Source organism: Borborobacter xinjiangensis (assembly GCF_047739745.1).
Classification (GTDB): domain Bacteria; phylum Pseudomonadota; class Alphaproteobacteria; order Rhizobiales; family Rhizobiaceae; genus Pseudaminobacter.
On sequence record NZ_JBLLVA010000012.1, the window covers coordinates 64,052 to 79,614 of the forward strand.

Consider the following 15,563-nt stretch of genomic DNA (forward strand, 5'->3'; position numbering starts at 1 on the left):
GTCATCGAGGCAAAAGGCTGATCAGAGCGACCGCGTTCCCTAGACTGGACCGTGCGCTGTCTGGCAATCGGGTGGTGAATGGCCGTCAAGGAGTTGGGAGGGTTTCGCGCTGAGCGAGGCCTTGTCGAGACCAGCGAACCGGAGTTCGAAAGGCCGCTCTGGCGAAAGCCCGGCTTCGATGGTGTTGTTTCGCTCGATGGCATGGACAGGGCCCTTAGCGAATTCCTCGCGAGAGTACGTCGCGAAGCCGGGTTGACCCGCGAGCAGTTGGCAGAACTGCTAGGGATTTCTGGACAGGTCTATGGTCGATATGAGCGAGCCGACTCGAAACTGAATGTCACACGCTTGGTCCACCTTTGCGAGATACTCGGTTTCGAACCAACAGAAATGATCTACGCTGCGGCTCCGCATTTGTTTGGCGATACGCCGAAAGCGGCTCGGGACCGGCTCGATTTGCTACGCCTTGTGTCGCGGATGAGGCCTGAGGCTGTCGAGTCGCTGCTGCTGCTTGTGAGCGAGTTGTCTGGTGAATCTGGATATGCCGCCAGGAATACCTGACAGTTAGCTATTGCTCTTGGGCTCGTCTCGGCGGCGTGCCGACAGGCGACCCAATGACGCCGCTTCCGCTTTCCCGCCCGCTGATCCATGGCACAGGGTTACACGCGAGTTCGACGAGGGCGACGGTGTTTAGTCGGCCGCCAACCTGCACTGGGAAAGTCACCTACACTGATCGCGAGTCTGTCTCGATCATCACCGACATGAATCGGTCAGGCAAAACTGATTCATGTTATGCGTTGGACGACGCTTCCGCAGGAAGCGAGACTCGGGCCATGCAGAACAGGAAAGTAGGACCGCTCCATCTCCGGCGCATCGACCCGACGCAGAACATGCGGCGCTTCTATACGCTTTCGCTGCAACCGACGCTGTTCGGCGGAGCGTCCGTGATCCGCAACTGGGGCCGTATCGGAACGGCAGGCCAATCGATGATGCAAACCTTCGATCAGATCGAAGACGCCATCAATGCGCTCGATTGTCTCGACCGCAGCAAGAGACGCAAAGGCTATTGCGACGGCAGTTCAGAATGAATCCTATGTTCGCGGAATGCCGGCGTTTGATGAGTAGGTATGAATTGCGATCGGCGGAATGCACGGCCATGTCCTGTCGCGCAAGCGCTCGGCTTTTTGACAGGTGAGGGGGGTCGGCGCAGGTACTGGCGGCGAATGCCTGCTTTGCAAACTGACAGCCGCGTCACTGGCGGATCGTTCCGCCTTCGATAGCGGCGAATAGAGCACTCAGTTCGACCACCATTTCACAGCCGGCGAATCCCTTGCCCGCCGTGAAAACGCGTCCGATGGAGACTCCTGCGGCTTGCTTCACGAGGATTCCGTATCCTTTGGACGTTCACGCTCGCGAAGCGTGTTGTGGATGTGGGTTGCGGCCAAAGCTGCATGGCCAAATCCTACCGCTATCTGGTTGAGGGCCTTGGCCACATCGCCGATCGCATAAAGACCAGGCACCGATGTCTCAAGATGCGGGTCGACCAGAACATACCCTTCGTCGTCGCAGTCGGCGCCCAACGCTACGGCGAGTTCGGAGCGCACGTCGCAGCCCATCGCTGGATAAACCACGTCGATTTGGCGCCGTGGCGAGCCGTCCGCCATCACGACGTCGAATCCAGGATGTCGAGGGATCAAATCGTCGACTTTGTCCCATACTTCTATTCCCGCGGCCGCGGCCTTGCTGCGCATGACATCGGAAGCATCCTCTGGAGATTTGCAGAGCAGGATTACATGCGAACTGTAGTCTCTCAGGAAGAGCGCTTCTTTCAGTGCGAGTTCCTCGGGGCCGATGATGCCGATCCGTTGCCGTCTCACCTCGTAGGCGTCACAGACGGGACATAGGCGTACGCTACCGGTTGCTATCGCCCCAGGCAGCGAACTGATCTCAGGCGCTTTATCCACGATCCCCGTCGCAAGGATCACATGTGACGCTTGCAAAACTCCAGAAGTAGTCGTGAGCGTGAACGTCCCATTGTATTCGACGCCTTGAACCGAGCCCTCGACCACGTATGCGCCGTAAGCCTCGGCCTGACATCGCAAGCGTGCGAGCAAGTCGGTCCCGGTTATTCCATCCGGAAAACCCGGGCAGTTGTTCGTTTTCGGAATGAGTTTTGCACGCCCATGCCCTGCGTCGAACACCACGACAGACCGTAGGAAGCGGGCGAGATAAACTGCCGCAGTTAGACCTGCTGGTCCACCGCCGACAATTGCCACATCAAACTTGTCTCGGTTGCTAGACCAGAGCATGAGACAGAACACGCGCACGAGGTTGTTGTTTCTCGTAAGGCCACAAGCGTGAGAGACAAACTCGCTTGCGCAAGTTCAGATCGCTCCTGGAGAAAAGCCGTTGGTGTCGTTGTCCAATGGTTCGCACTGGATTCAGGCACAGCAACCGACAAGGACAGTCGACGAACTGAGGAGGGTTCGGCTGGCATATAATGCAAAGGGATGGTCCGCGCCGTCCCAACCAGCAGCCACTGCGGCCTTTAAGAGCAAAACTGGGAGCGATAGAATTCATGATTGTCGGTTCTGCTGTTCTGTGGCCTTTTCCTGTATCAAGACGGGAGAATGAAAACGGCTGCCGCCAGCGCAATAACCAGTAAGAGCGCAATGCCGACGAACCAAATACGCGGTAGAGTCGATTCTCTATTCTCCTCGAAAGATCGCATGGCGGTGTCCTGTGAAGACGAATTGGGATGTGGGCGAAAGGCGTTCAAAGGGTCCACTGAGGGTTTTTCGTCTCTCGGTTTAGGTTCTGGCGTACCTGCCGCCTCAGCGTCGGTTTCGAGCGGGGCGGCCGCAGGATCAAAGCCGGGCACCTTGTCGCCGCTGCAGCCTTTCTGAATGTTGCCTCTCACTTGCGCCGCTTGCTTGTTGGCGCCTTGGTCTGCCGGCTCGCTGTGGAGTACCATTCCAATTCCTTCCCGCATTGCTCCAAAATGTCAGATGTTCGTCGATTAGATGCACCACTCTTTGGAAAGCTTAATTAATTACCCGCCCGTTGGGGCGCGCCGTCCAGGCCGGTATTATTGCCACCAAGCATCCTTGCCGCGCGCCTCGTGCGGCGTCGACCTCTTGCGGGAAGCCACTGCGGTGGCCGTAGTCACTGTTCATAGCTGTCGTCATCACCGGACATCTCGGCTCCGGTGAGAAGGGCAACGCCAGGCGGATGGCTCAGTTCCAAGTTCGATCATTATTTCCCCTGCCGAACTCACCCTTCCAAGTATCGCTTCAGCGCCGTGATATGCTTTGGGTCGATCAGGTGACCTGAGATCACAATTTTGACGACGTTCTCTCCCTCGCTCAGAAGCCGCTCGGCTTCATTGCAGGCGTGAATGGCGCCTAAGCATTTGTGCTCGATCGCGCCGCCTGTTCCCACAAATGGCGCCGTAAAGACGCTAGCTGGCCCACCCCGGTCGATAAGATCAAATTCTAGCGGTTCAAGGGACATGCGCGATGATCTCCGAAGGTGGTCGGCAGTCTTTGGCTTATCTCAGCGGTACAGTTGCGACGCTTTCCTGATAAATCTTTTCGAATTGAACATACCGGACCAAATTCGGACACTCGCAACGGTCCTCGAGGAGTCTTTACCGATCTGTGCGTCCGAGTTCCCGTCGAAGTGCGTGGCCATCTTACGCAGATTAACGCGAATGCTTATCGATCATCGTAGCGCTCTGTTTGTCAGCAAACGTCAGGCGCAGCGAGAAGGTTCCTGGCTGTGTGCCGATACAGGACACGGTTACGCTCGCTAAGCCAAGCGAAGCAATTCTTTCGTCCCGTCGGAACTCTGAACTTGAACCTTGCTGCCGCGCTTCGCGATCCTGTTGGGATGAGCCAAAAATCTTGTTTCTCCAAGCCCCACAGGCGGCATCGCCCATTTCGGGTGTGCAAGCGCACATGAGAGCAATGCGAAGGATTTGGAGGTGGCCTTCACATTCTCCACGGGCGCGAACAAGGGCCATGAGGCGGCGCCTCTGGTGGTCGGCAGTACGATGTACGTCGTGAGGCCTTATCCGAACATCCTCTATGCGCTGGACCTGTCTGAGCTTGGCGCCCAATGAAGTGGAAGTTGAGCCTCGAAGCGGCGCTCGAGCGTGGCGCGTTGCATTACGCTCAGCATGCAAATTTTCTCGGAACAGCGCTGCTGTTCTGCTGGGTTGTCCTGCCTCACCGCGGAATGGAGCCGCGCCTGGGCTGCTCCGTGATGAACCTGTTTGTAACCGCCATACAGGCCTGCTGGGCGTTCTTCTCCTGGTGTCACCCCGGCTTTGGTATCCTGCCAATGCCGGGGTCTCGGAACTGTGGGGCGTCACTCCCCTGGAGGACCAGCAACTTGCAGGTCTAATCATGTGGGTGCCGGCCGCCGGCCTTATCTATGCGGGCGCGGCTTTGCTGCTCGCTGGGATCTGGATAAGGACGAGCGGAAAATCGGGGGACATGATCTATGTTTCCGTCTTTCCTAAGCTGCTGATGCGAGTGGCTCTTACAACTCGTGGGTATGGCGCTCTGTCGGATAACCCGTTCCCTGCGTCGCGAACCCGCGAGGAAGGGACAGGCACTCATCGTCAATCCTCCGCGGCGAGGATCAGCACTGCGCATTGATGAAGTCGGGATGCCCGCAGGACTTCAAGAGTGGCATCCCTTGGCGGCGCCCGATGAGCGCGTGCCGCCTCGCGGGCGACGGGCATGGACCGGGCCAGTAGTCGCCGTGTTTACGATTCTTCTTGTCGAAGCAGCTTGGTGGCCGCCGGCTCGCGAGCGTCGTATCCGCGATGAAGCTAACGTTGCCACCGGTGGCTTGGTGGTGCGCGCTATACCTGTATGCTGGCGAATGGACGTGCAGGATGCCATACGACCAGCGGCGTGCCGGCGGCGCAAGGTAAGGTCGGGCCGCCTCCCGACTCTTTATCTGGCGGGGAGCCTGCCCAACAATCTCCAGAACATGATCCGTTGGCTGCGCTTCTCCCGCGCCATCAATACGCGTACCGCAATGCCATCGAGGGGCATTTCGAAGCAGGAGGACGCGCGACATCGCCGCTTACCTTTACGCGCTGCGCTAAACGTCAGCACACTGCCTAAAAGCCCGACCGTTGTTATCGCAATCGTAAATCGGCCATGCTTGCATTCACGGCGAGAGCACGAAACCATATTGCCGCCTTTTTTGCACGTTGCCGGCGCCGAGCAGGCCGCGTCAGAGCACGACGGAGACGCTCCAACGCCTGCCTGTTGGAGGTTTCGGATTTGAGTAGCGGCAAAAGCGACTTGATGAGGTTCACACCATATCGTCGTCGTAAATCGCGCTCGCTTCACCGGCCAACAACCTTTCCTTGCTGAGCAGGCCGGCGTCTTCGAGCGCTTCCATGTCGGGCAGGTCGCGCAGCGTGTCGAAACCAAAGTGACTGAGGAACTCCTTCGTGGTCACGTAGGTGTAGGGCGCACCATGCTGGGGGCTGCGCGGGCCGGCGGCGATGAAGTTCTGGGTTCGAAGAACGCTAATCAGATCGCGGCTCACCTCCTTGCCGAACAGGGTCGACAGTTCGCCGCGGGTGATCGGCTGGAAATACGCTATCGACATCAGCACCAGCGCCTCCGAGCGCGACAGCGGGCGGGAAATGTCGCGCTTTCCCGTTGCCGCGCGGATGACGTCACCGAATGCCGTCCTGGTGCGGTGCTGCCAACCGCCGGCGACAGACACCAGCTCGTAGGGCCGACTGCGCAGTTCTTCCCGAATGTCGTCGATGATCAGGTCGAGATTGCAGCTCTTGCCGACTACGCGCGCCAGTGTATCGCGCGTGACGGGCTCTGCTGCCGCGAAGATGACCGCCTCGACCCGGCCCATCCACTCGCGCCAGCGCAGTTGCGGTGGCAAATGCTCAAGCTCGACGTCCAGCAGGTGGCGCTGTGCCTCCTCGTCCCGGCGCCCGTCAGTCGCTTTCGGCCGTTGCTCCGTCATGGTCTAGAGCCCGTAGAGCCGGAAGCTGGCGCGACCGGACAGCTCGCGTACCGCGCCAAACGCCTCAAGCCGTGTAAACAATCGCCGCGCCGCGAAGCGCGATAGGCTTTTCGTCGTCAGCGTGCCGGGCACCGCATCGTCGTCGAGCAGCCTTTCAATCACGGTCCCGGCCCCCTTGGCGCGCAGCTTCGGCACGACCTGAGCCAGCCGCCCAGCCCGCCGCGAAATCTCGCCGCCCAGCCGACACGCCTCCGCGGCACCTTGCGCCAGGGCTAGGCACACCGCCTGATCGAATTCTTCCTCCCCTGGTCGGATCCGGTTGCGGCGACCGCCGCCAGCTCGGAAGGCCGGCGAGAAGACCTGCCCCATCAACAACGGCACCGGTTTTGGCCAACGCAGGCTTTGCGCGAGGCCAAGATCGGCCAGCCACCAAGCCAGCAGTTCGGCCTGCGGATCGGCAGTGACAACATGGCGGACGATAGCCGCCGCCGTGAAGGGACCCGGTTTGCTGTCATCCGATCGGCGGCGCTTTTCGAGTTCTTGTGGTATTGCAGCCAGCGGCTCGCTCCACTGCAGACCGAGGTTGTCGACGATATCTGCGAGGGCTTGAGCATCGACTGCCTTCGACGTCGGCCACGACGCGAGTTGCCGCCAGACGCCATAGATAGCACCGGCCGGACCGAGAGTTGTAAAATCATCGGCCCGGCGCAGATGCCAGACATCGCGTAGCGCGGCCTGGTCCTCGCCGCGTCCGGCGAGCCGACAGGCGCAAACAGCACTGTTCAGGGCCAGCCGCTGGCGCCAGGCGCCCGGGGGTTCGGCGCGCACCAGATGATCGAGCGCCGTGAGCGCCGCGCCGGCCATAAACCCGGCAGCCGCTGGATCGGCCGCCGAGGGCTGCCGCAACGCCCAGGCCGGGACCACGGGAAGCTGCGGCGTGGAAAATGATGATGGTACTGCGGTCGCGATGTGGTCCGCGCGGCGGGACGGTATTGCGACTTCGTCGGGCCTTGACAACCCTGACGCCCCGGTACCGGACTGGCCGGCGGCTATTGGCGCGGATGCAGGCGGGGCGGAGCGAATCATCGCTGCGATGGTAGCGCATCGGTGCGCCTGTCGCGACAGTTTTCGCCTGAAACCGCACAGGTCGTCTGATCGTAGTAACGACCGATAATCCTCGCAAATTGGATCAGAGGCAGAGGTCGTTGAAGTTGCGAAATCAGCATCGCAGAAAATTACCCCGAAAGGCAAGTGCGGTGTCGTTGCGCCTGCAAGAGACCGGGATGAGCCGAATTGATAAGCACGATGCGCGTCACGACACTCCGCACCACCAGGATCACACTGCGTTTTCTGCGAACCCCTGCCTGCCGAAAGCTTGGCGACCTCGCCGGCATGCTGTCGTAGCGCGCAAAATCTCAATCCGATCCCGGCCGCTGCCCCCTTCAGTGTTAAGGAGCTTCTCTCGGCCCGACCTGCGATGAGGGCAACCCGCACGAATGCGCCTTTTCCGGTACGATCCGACCAGAGCCACTTCATCCGGACATACGTGAGAAGCCACTATTCGCCTTCAAAGCCGCCATTAGCATCGGACCGGCAGAGAATTGGCCCGCCTTGGCTCTTTCGGTGAGCACCCGCAGGTACCCCCCCGCCGAATTGATGTGTTGGGCCCGTTGAAGGATGCACGCGACCACCACTGCCGCAGTTTCCTGGCCCATGATATGGCAGGCGTCCTCATACGCCGAGGGCGAAACGCCCAAATAGCCCCTTACCTGCGCCGCCGTTGCCATGAAATCACGCCAATTAACGATCCCGTCGGCAGCGTAGTCCACTATTTCCGGGCAGGCTTTCAGCACCAGGCCAAGCGGGTATCCTTTCGCCGTCGCATCCTTTTGTTTTTTCGGCCCGACCGTCGCCCTGCTTTGTTCGAAAGCCGGTTCAAATTCAAAAATAGCGTTGGTGTTTGAATCAGATTGTTGCCGGCCAATATGGGACTCATTGCCATCCGAATATGCGACATTCATATGCGAATTCAACAACATATCCACTGCTTCCCGAATTCCCTGCAACTCTGCCTCGATCCGCTCGAGTTCCGACGTTGTCGCCCGACGAGGAATTGAGTCCACGGTAGCCCGGAACCGCCGCCAAAGAGCGTTCCAATCGCCGTCAACCTCTTCCTCGACCGCAACCTCGATCAGTTTGGAAATATCCCGCCTGTGAAGTGTGATCCGCTCGCGCATCAGCTTCAGCGCACGGTTCTCCGTACGGACGCGCTCTGCAGCCGCTGCGAATTCATCGGCGCGTACCAATAAAGGCGCCAGAGAGAAGCCGAAAGCGTCCTCAAAGTCCCCTGCCTTCCCCTTGCGCGCGTATCGTTTGCCATTTGGACTATCCCGACGCAGGACAAGGCCGCAGCCTATCAGCGCGGCCAGGTGTCTCCTGAGCGTCGTGTCGGCCATTCCATGAGCACGCAGCGAGAGCTGCTTGTTCGACGGAAACACGATTAGACCGTTTTCCTCGCTCAAATCATTGTCTGGATAGAAGGACAACAGACCTGCAAGCACAGCGAGCGCGCGGTCCCCGACACCGATGATGCTTTTGCCTTCGCACAGGTCACGGTACACCTGCCATTTGTCGACGATCTTCCCCTCTGGGATCTCATGCAAAGCTTGTCGTGCGTGCAAATGGGCAAGCGTCATCGTTCGCCCACCAAAGGGCGTTGTTCCCAGTTCCATTCTCTCTGCCTTCAATCAGGCAAAAGAACTCTGCTCGCCGAATCGACGTTCAAACGCTTGACAGTGATTCGTGGAAATGCGATTCTCGGACTTGCTAGAGTTTGAGAAGGGCTTCCACGACGAAAGTCGCTCGGGGGCCTTTTTCTTTTGCGGCTTCTAGTCTCCTTTTTCGGATTTCCTGAACGCCTCGTAGAGGTCGCCAAGTTTCCCGGAAATGAACGATGCGAAACGAGAACCATCCGCCGCCCCAAGAGCAAGCGTGGCCGTTTTCCCATTGTCCTTGAGCGTAACTGAAACCGACTTGTCGGCGGGAGCCCAGGATCTGACAGAGGGTTTCGGACCAGTCTTGCGAACAGGCTTCCCTTTGGCATTCAACGCCCCAAACAGCCGCTCGAAGCGCTCGCTGCTTCCTAGTTCGCTGAACCCTGGCTCTGACAAGACCTCGCTAACCACTTCGGATTTTTTTCCAATGAGTAGGGACAGTTCCACCCACCGCTCGCGGCCCACCGCCGGAGCTGGGCCAATCTTCTGGATTATGGCTGATGGAATTCTCGTGATAACGGAAACCATCTTTGAAACAGCTGCAGCATTGGCGGCCAGCGCTGAAGAAATGACGTCCCGTTCGTAACCAAGATCTTCGAGGCTCTTGGCGAAAGACGCCCTTTCGATAAATGTCAAATTTGCACGAGCGGAATTTTCCTGCCCTTGCGCGATCACATGGGTCTTGTCGTCGATCGCTTTGACGACAGCTCTTACTTTCCGACCCAGTTCCTTGGCTACCCGAACCCGTCGATGCCCGAAAACGACCATATAGCGGCCATCCTTTCCAGGATGCGGACGCACCAGAACCGGCGTGTCCTGCCCCCTTTCTCGGATCGCCTCGACCAGTTCCCGATACTGCTCCTGATCGTCTCCTAGTCGGTCAGCAACGAATGAGACCTCGATCGTACCCGGATCGAGTTCAACAACTTGCTCCCCTTCCAAATAAGCATCGGCCTGCTTGGCCAGTTCACTAACTGACCTTATCATCGACTTCGACGCACCCCGCATAGGGTACGCGCTTGCAGCCGTGGTCGAACCCTGGATGTTCTCGTCAACGAGACCGGCGAGTAAATTTTTTCGAGCCATTCAACTGCTTCCGTTGTGGTCTACTGCATTGAATGCGTTTGCAGAAAACGTGTTTTTGTCAGCAGACAACTCAACGCCCCCATGCGGCGTGAACCAGACCGGCAATCTCGCCGTTTACTGCGTCCAAGGCGTCGATCGCCCGTTCATACGTCGAACGAGTCATCGCGCTCTTTTCGACCTCATAAAGTGTCTGTTTCGTTATGCCTGCGTCAGAAATGGCAGTCGATTTCAGCATTTGGTTTTTGAGGATGAATTCCCCAAACAATGTCTGCAGAAATGCTACCATCTGGGCCTGCGGCCCGTCAGTCGGCTCGTAGCGGGTCACCAGGTAGCGATACCATTGAAGATTAACTGCGGCGCCTGCTCCACGAATTGGCTCAAGAATGCCGCCCAGCATCAGCAGGAACTGGCCCATGGACATAACATCCAACATCTGCGGGTGGATTGTTATCAGGACAGATGTGGCCGCGGTCAAAGCCGTGATCGTCAGATAACCCAGCTGGGGTGGGCAATCGATCACGACAACATCGTACCTGTCGTCCACTTCCGCTAAAGCGGTCGAAATGCGGGTGAAGAACGCTTTGCCTTCATTGGAACTGCGATCCGACATGGCCAGCGGAGTGTCATATTCGAATTCCTGAAGCTCGAGGTTTGCCGGGACGATGTGGAGGCCAGGGAAATTGGTCTCCCGGATGATTTCCGAAAGAGGCATCTTTTCAGCGTCGTAGCGGATCGCATCGTAAATCGATGGGATCTGATCCAGTTCGGGCTGAAAGCCGTGCAAGGATGAAAGCGAAGCTTGCGGGTCAAGATCGACTGCAAGAACACGATGTCCGGTTAGCGCCAGATACTGAGCAAGGTGTGCTGCGGTCGTTGTTTTGCCAGATCCTCCCTTGAAGTTCACCACAGCTAGAATTTGGAGCTTCTCATCCAAACGACGATGCGGAACATACATTCTCGCATCTGACCGCCCGTGCTGATCGAGATATTGACGTAGCTCAAGCATTTGCTCTGCGGTGTATGATCGCCGACCGGAAGACGATGTTTCGGGAACAGGGCCTTTGCCTTCCAAATGCAACTTTTTCAAATGGCTTTGGGAGACACCGAGATATGTGGCAACCTCTGCCAGAGAAAAGGCACGGAGAGCCTTCTTCGCGTGAGGCGGAAACCGTTGCACGCTAAGCAAATGCAACTTCTTTGAAATTTGATCCCCCTGTTCGAGAATGTGCTTCTCGAAGTGCAGCGGGAATTTCGTGCCTATCGGCGAACTCACGTTCATTCGACCAAGTTTTCCCAAAAACGATTTTAGACGGAAAACCGCCACGTAACCGTGATCATGCCCGATTCGGTCGCTCCGAGACAAGTTTTAGAATTTCAAGAAGTTAGTGGCCTCGATGTGCACGGCGTTCAGTGTCGCTGTCGCGATTCTTCCATTTGATTACATTACATAAATTGTTGTTTTTGTCGGCTGACAACAAAAGATAGGCGGATTTGACGTTAGAGCGCCAGCAAGCTGGGCGATCACGGGGACCAATTCGCTGATTTTCCCATTGGATGAAGCGCTGCCATATGGGCCGAGGAACGCAGCAGAGTCAGCAGAGATAGGGGAGGACGGTATCAAAGCGTTGGACGTGCTTTGTAACGGACGGACGGCCACAAGGGCCCTGGCGGAGGGGAGTGGTCCTAAACGTCGAAGGATTGCTGCTCAAGAAGCAAGCGGTACCATGAACCGGATCGATTGGCCGACATCAAAAAATGTCGAGGCCGATCGTGATCATCGCTTTCGACCGTGACGAGAGGGCGAGCTTCAGCCTGCAACCGATCCATAAAGCGGCGAAGATAGAGCGATCCGGAGTTTTCAACCCTTGTTGCCAAGCATGGCGGCATGATCGCCTGGGCTGTGAAACTGACCCGACTTGAGGCAAGTACGGAGCGCCGAGACGCTTTTAATCGTCGGCGAAGTACCGAATTCCGCGTCGGCAGAGAGCCCCAGATTGGCACAACATTCTATTCCACAAGCACAACTGACCGGCTCGCATACATTTCGCGATCTGCAAGTGCCGCTCCGCAGTCGGATTTAACCACGGAGTTGCCGGTCATCGTCACGGTGTCGCCGACTATGCGCACACAAGCATTGCTGCCCGTGTCAGAGTTGCCAGTGTAGGTGATGTGAGCGTCAGGGGCATAGACGAACCCGTTTAATGATGTGCCGGCGCCGCCATTGAGGGTCATTGGCGTGGTGTTTCCCCGCTCTTGGTAAATCGTGATGCCGCCATAGGGACCGGTCGTTGGCGGTGAAAGGTTGATAAGCTGATTGGCATTGATGTTGAGTTCGGCGCCGTCCACGAGAAAGATGGTAACTCCTGCGCCGGTGAGACTGCCATTGCCGCCGAGACTGATCTTGCTGCCCCTAAAAATATAAACACCCGGCTCAAGCGTCACCGTTCCGGTGACCGCTTTGTCACAATACGTGCCAGGCACAAGCGTAATAACCTTGCCGCCTTTCATCGGGGTGCATGAACCATAGGGTGGAGGTTCTATACCCGAGAGGGGGTCAAAAGAGGGGTATTGGTCGGGAAGCGGCCGCGGGCAATGAAACTGCGAATTGGAATCGGATAGACCGACGATGCCCCCGGTAGCAATCGCACATTCGGCGCGCACCTTTGCAGAGCCACCTCGGTAAAGAGAATCCGTCGCGTCAGAATTCGAAGCGATAACACATCCGTCCATTGCAACATTGGTCGAGCCTTGGATATCGACTGCCCTCGACGCATGGGGGCTCAAAGCAAGCACGCATGCTTCCTGACCCGAAAACACTTTTGCCTTGGAGATGCGGTAGGCGCGCCAGTCTATACCGCCAACGAAGCCTGGGTGGCTGATGCTGGAAGAAACGGTGATCAAATGCGCAATGCCAGATCCGTTCACGCTGGCGCTGAAATTGCTCTTTGATTCCTCATAGCCCAACTCCGTTGCCTGCTGATCAAGGAGATTGAGGTTGGCCTCGAATATCCTGTAGCCAAAACCCTGTAGTTCAGTCTTCGTCATTCCTTCGAAGTATTTCGTGCCAATAGCCAGTGCCGTGGCATCTAACGCTCCTTGCAGTTTCGTGGCCTGGTTGGAGGTGCTCGCGAAATCAACAACCCCGGCAACGCCAACCATAATCGGCACGATGGCAATTGCCGTGAGAGCTGCAAAGTTACCCTGCCTCGAGTTCCAGAATCTTCGCAGCACGATGCCCCCCATAGAAAATCGGTCACCCATCAAATACTGTTCGGCTTAAGGGGAGATTGAAAGTGGGGCTAAAATTAAAGTAAAACTCAACACGTGCGGCGGGTCGGCCTTGCAAGGTTTTCCAGGAAACGGTGTGTCGAGTGCAAGTCGCCGTGACGCGTTGATTTATTGGAAATCGTGGCAGCTCGTTCTAGTTCTATGCATGGCGGGGCTGCGGAAGGATTAAACGATGAATCGAGCAACGAACCTATTGCTTGGCGCGGTATCGGCTCTGGCCATTACAGCGCTGCCTGCTAATTTCAATACGATTTCCATAGGCGATCTTGGCCCCGCTGCCGCTCATGCGAAAGGGGGCGGTGGCGGTGGCGGTAACGGCGGCGGAAACGGGGGCGGCAACGGTAATAGTGGAGGGAGCGGAACGGGCGGCGGTGCGGAACATGGCAAGTCGGCCGATCGTCACGACCACACGAAATCATCTCACAGTAGCAAGTCAGTCTCTCGCTCAATTGGCAAAATGTTTGGCGCAGTTTTGGGCAAGGAACGGTCTCGCGTAAAAAAATCCGCCGCGAGCACAGCAGCAACCCGTACCAAAACGACAAGATCGGCGAACAAGGCCGTCCAAATGGAGAGGCTTCCGACAACGGCGCCCGTCCCGGGCGCCAAGCCGAAGAATTTCCACGCCACATTAGCTGGCCTCAACTCGCTGAAGCGCAACTATAACGCTTATCTGAACACCGAGTCGCCTCGGATGGCCGCCATCTCTGCTTTTGTGATGGCATCGGCTAATCTCGACTTGGCGCAGGAGAATGTCGTCGAAGCGGCTGGCGCGCTCGCGGAGGCACAAGCCAGCTTCGCTGCCGCTGTCGAAATGGCGGCTGTAACGCCCTACGACGGTGCGGTTGGCGCATATGACAACGCGACGGTGGAAAGCCTGAGGGCCCGGTTGGCAGATCTGAAAGCAGCGACTGTCGCGCCTGAAGATCTCGCTGCCTGGGAGGCTGAGGTGTCGACGGTGGAGGCTTTACTTGACAGCGCTGAGGCCGACGCGGTGGCCAGCGCGAAAACATCACTTGATGAAGCCGAACTGGTCGCCAATGCCGCTGAAGTAGGCACGGACGACGAAGCACTCAAGGCTGCCCTGCTTGATGCCGCAAATGAAAACCGGCTGTCAGAATATGGCGACGACTATGTCGATGATGAAATGATGAGTTGGGCCAGGGATGTGCTCGGTGTCGGTGACGCTTACGGCAAAATCGATCAGGTCCGCGAATCGATCGAAGCCAGGGACTAAAGCGATCGAGCTAGTACCGAACAAAATCTGCCGTCTCACGCGAGAAAGACGGCAGATTTCATGGCCAACTTACATACAAAGTCGGCAAATCTTCCCGCCATGCTTTTCCAGATTTGGGACCAAGTATTTCGAGTCGTGATTACGCTGTGCGAAGCTGATTACCGGGGGGGCATGGTCCGTCCTTTCTACTGGTAGCAAGTATCTGCTGGTGTTGGACTGTTGCGATCGGACGGTCGATTTGGCTGGCGAAGCGAGTCCTCTTGCTCGAGCAACCTAGCGCTCGGAAGCGGATGGCCGGCGTCGGTAGGACACCGATCGGATCAACGGTTCTCGCGCTCGTTTCCGATCGCAGCCGCCTTGCGCTCTCGACTTCGGCAACCGCAAGAAGGCCCTTGCTGGAAGGTGGAACGCATTGGCGACGCTCACCCAGGCGCCGTGATTGATTATCGGAATTGAAAGCTCCATAGGGCGAGCCGCGTCGCCGCTATCCTTTGTGGTTGAACAATTTCAGCGAGCGCTAAAGGAACAAAAGCAACGCAGACGAATTATCGGCCTGGGTTTAGGCGGACTTGGGAGGGTAGAATGCGGGTACAGGTAATGCCGGCCAAGCGAAGCGGTAGTTCTAAAACGATTTTTGATCGTCCAGTTCGAGAGGAAGACATTCACCCTGGAGAAGATGACCACGTTGCGGTTTCGGTGCTTGCAGATGGCATCTATCGGGATAAGTCCAAATACCGCTACACATTCGAGCTTTCGGAAGCGGAAATTCGCGCGATTCTCGCAGCTAATGCGCGATGAGGCTGTCTGTCGCTATTAACAATGCTAATAATACCTTAAGGCTGGAATAACCTACCGGGTTAGCGGGAACATGCGGTAGTCCAACGCGAGCCAACGCGCCGGCCGCAAGGTTCCCGCTCCGCCCCCCTGCCAGTCCCGATATGGTAGCAACTCTGGATATTGGCTGCAGTTCTCCTTGTCTGCATGGCGCACCGCCGACCCTCTGCGAATCCCGATGGCCGGGCCCTCTTTTGTTGAGAGCGGGCTCGCCGCCTCTCCACGCAACGAGGAGGCTCGCTTGCGTACGTTAACTCATGTGTTACGAAATCATCGGTAGCGCGCAAAGTTTCCTCTGCGACGGGACTAGTAACCTTGTTTGATGCGGAATTCAC

General features: G+C 57.5%; 15 protein-coding genes. 5 read left to right on the forward strand and 10 right to left on the reverse strand.

Annotated elements, in window-relative coordinates; genetic code table 11:
- Positions 1–78: 78 nt before the first annotated feature.
- Positions 79–558: a helix-turn-helix transcriptional regulator gene (locus ACLKMW_RS14370; RefSeq protein ID WP_415725139.1), complete on the forward strand. Its 480-nt coding sequence runs from the start codon at positions 79–81 to the stop codon at positions 556–558.
- 272 nt (positions 559–830) lie between these two features.
- A complete protein-coding gene (locus tag ACLKMW_RS14375) occupies positions 831–1,085 on the forward strand; it encodes a WGR domain-containing protein (protein ID WP_415725140.1) in 255 nt (84 codons plus the stop codon).
- Positions 1,086–1,248: 163 nt separating this feature from the next.
- On the opposite strand, the gene ACLKMW_RS14380 is transcribed toward ACLKMW_RS14375, so the two are convergent.
- From ACLKMW_RS14380 to ACLKMW_RS14395, 4 genes are all read right to left on the reverse strand, one after another.
- Positions 1,249–1,377 carry a hypothetical protein gene (locus ACLKMW_RS14380; protein ID WP_415725141.1) on the reverse strand — a complete coding sequence of 43 codons (129 nt, stop codon included), beginning with the start codon at positions 1,375–1,377 and terminating at the stop codon, positions 1,249–1,251.
- On the reverse strand, positions 1,374–2,273 hold the full coding sequence (locus ACLKMW_RS14385; protein ID WP_415725142.1) for an NAD(P)/FAD-dependent oxidoreductase: 900 nt from the start codon (positions 2,271–2,273) through the stop codon (positions 1,374–1,376). Before ACLKMW_RS14385 ends, ACLKMW_RS14380 begins: the two co-directional genes overlap by 4 nt.
- Positions 2,274–2,614: 341 nt before the next feature.
- Complete coding sequence (locus ACLKMW_RS14390) at positions 2,615–2,971, reverse strand: hypothetical protein (protein ID WP_415725143.1); 357 nt, start codon at positions 2,969–2,971, stop codon at positions 2,615–2,617.
- A gap of 299 nt (positions 2,972–3,270) precedes the next feature.
- Positions 3,271–3,510, reverse strand: a complete 240-nt coding sequence (locus ACLKMW_RS14395; protein ID WP_415725144.1) for a hypothetical protein — start codon at positions 3,508–3,510, stop codon at positions 3,271–3,273.
- A gap of 575 nt (positions 3,511–4,085) precedes the next feature.
- Here ACLKMW_RS14395 and ACLKMW_RS14400 point away from each other — a divergent pair.
- Positions 4,086–4,661, forward strand: coding sequence for a cytochrome c oxidase assembly protein (locus ACLKMW_RS14400; protein WP_415725145.1), 576 nt, complete (start codon positions 4,086–4,088; stop codon positions 4,659–4,661).
- A gap of 670 nt (positions 4,662–5,331) precedes the next feature.
- Here ACLKMW_RS14400 and scpB read toward each other — a convergent pair.
- From scpB to ACLKMW_RS14430, 6 genes are all read right to left on the reverse strand, one after another.
- Positions 5,332–6,012: an SMC-Scp complex subunit ScpB gene (scpB, locus tag ACLKMW_RS14405; RefSeq protein WP_415725146.1), complete on the reverse strand. Its 681-nt coding sequence runs from the start codon at positions 6,010–6,012 to the stop codon at positions 5,332–5,334.
- Between the two features lie 3 nt (positions 6,013–6,015).
- On the reverse strand, positions 6,016–6,981 hold the full coding sequence (locus tag ACLKMW_RS14410) for a DUF1403 family protein (protein WP_415725230.1): 966 nt from the start codon (positions 6,979–6,981) through the stop codon (positions 6,016–6,018).
- Positions 6,982–7,544: 563 nt separating this feature from the next.
- The gene (gene repC / locus ACLKMW_RS14415; protein ID WP_415725147.1) at positions 7,545–8,744 is read right to left on the reverse strand and encodes a plasmid replication protein RepC; all 1,200 of its coding nucleotides are present in this window, start codon (positions 8,742–8,744) and stop codon (positions 7,545–7,547) included.
- A gap of 156 nt (positions 8,745–8,900) precedes the next feature.
- Positions 8,901–9,872, reverse strand: coding sequence for a plasmid partitioning protein RepB (gene repB, locus ACLKMW_RS14420; protein ID WP_415725148.1), 972 nt, complete (start codon positions 9,870–9,872; stop codon positions 8,901–8,903).
- A gap of 70 nt (positions 9,873–9,942) precedes the next feature.
- The gene (gene repA, locus ACLKMW_RS14425; protein WP_415725149.1) at positions 9,943–11,151 is read right to left on the reverse strand and encodes a plasmid partitioning protein RepA; all 1,209 of its coding nucleotides are present in this window, start codon (positions 11,149–11,151) and stop codon (positions 9,943–9,945) included.
- Between the two features lie 728 nt (positions 11,152–11,879).
- A complete protein-coding gene (locus tag ACLKMW_RS14430; RefSeq protein ID WP_415725151.1) occupies positions 11,880–13,133 on the reverse strand; it encodes a TadE/TadG family type IV pilus assembly protein in 1,254 nt (417 codons plus the stop codon).
- A 199-nt stretch (positions 13,134–13,332) separates the two neighbouring features.
- Between ACLKMW_RS14430 and ACLKMW_RS14435 the strand changes: the two genes are divergently transcribed.
- Together ACLKMW_RS14435 and ACLKMW_RS14440 are read left to right on the forward strand one after the other, a co-directional pair.
- Positions 13,333–14,394, forward strand: a complete 1,062-nt coding sequence (locus ACLKMW_RS14435; protein ID WP_415725152.1) for a hypothetical protein — start codon at positions 13,333–13,335, stop codon at positions 14,392–14,394.
- 582 nt (positions 14,395–14,976) lie between these two features.
- Positions 14,977–15,192: a hypothetical protein gene (locus ACLKMW_RS14440; protein WP_415725153.1), complete on the forward strand. Its 216-nt coding sequence runs from the start codon at positions 14,977–14,979 to the stop codon at positions 15,190–15,192.
- Positions 15,193–15,563: the final 371 nt, after the last annotated feature.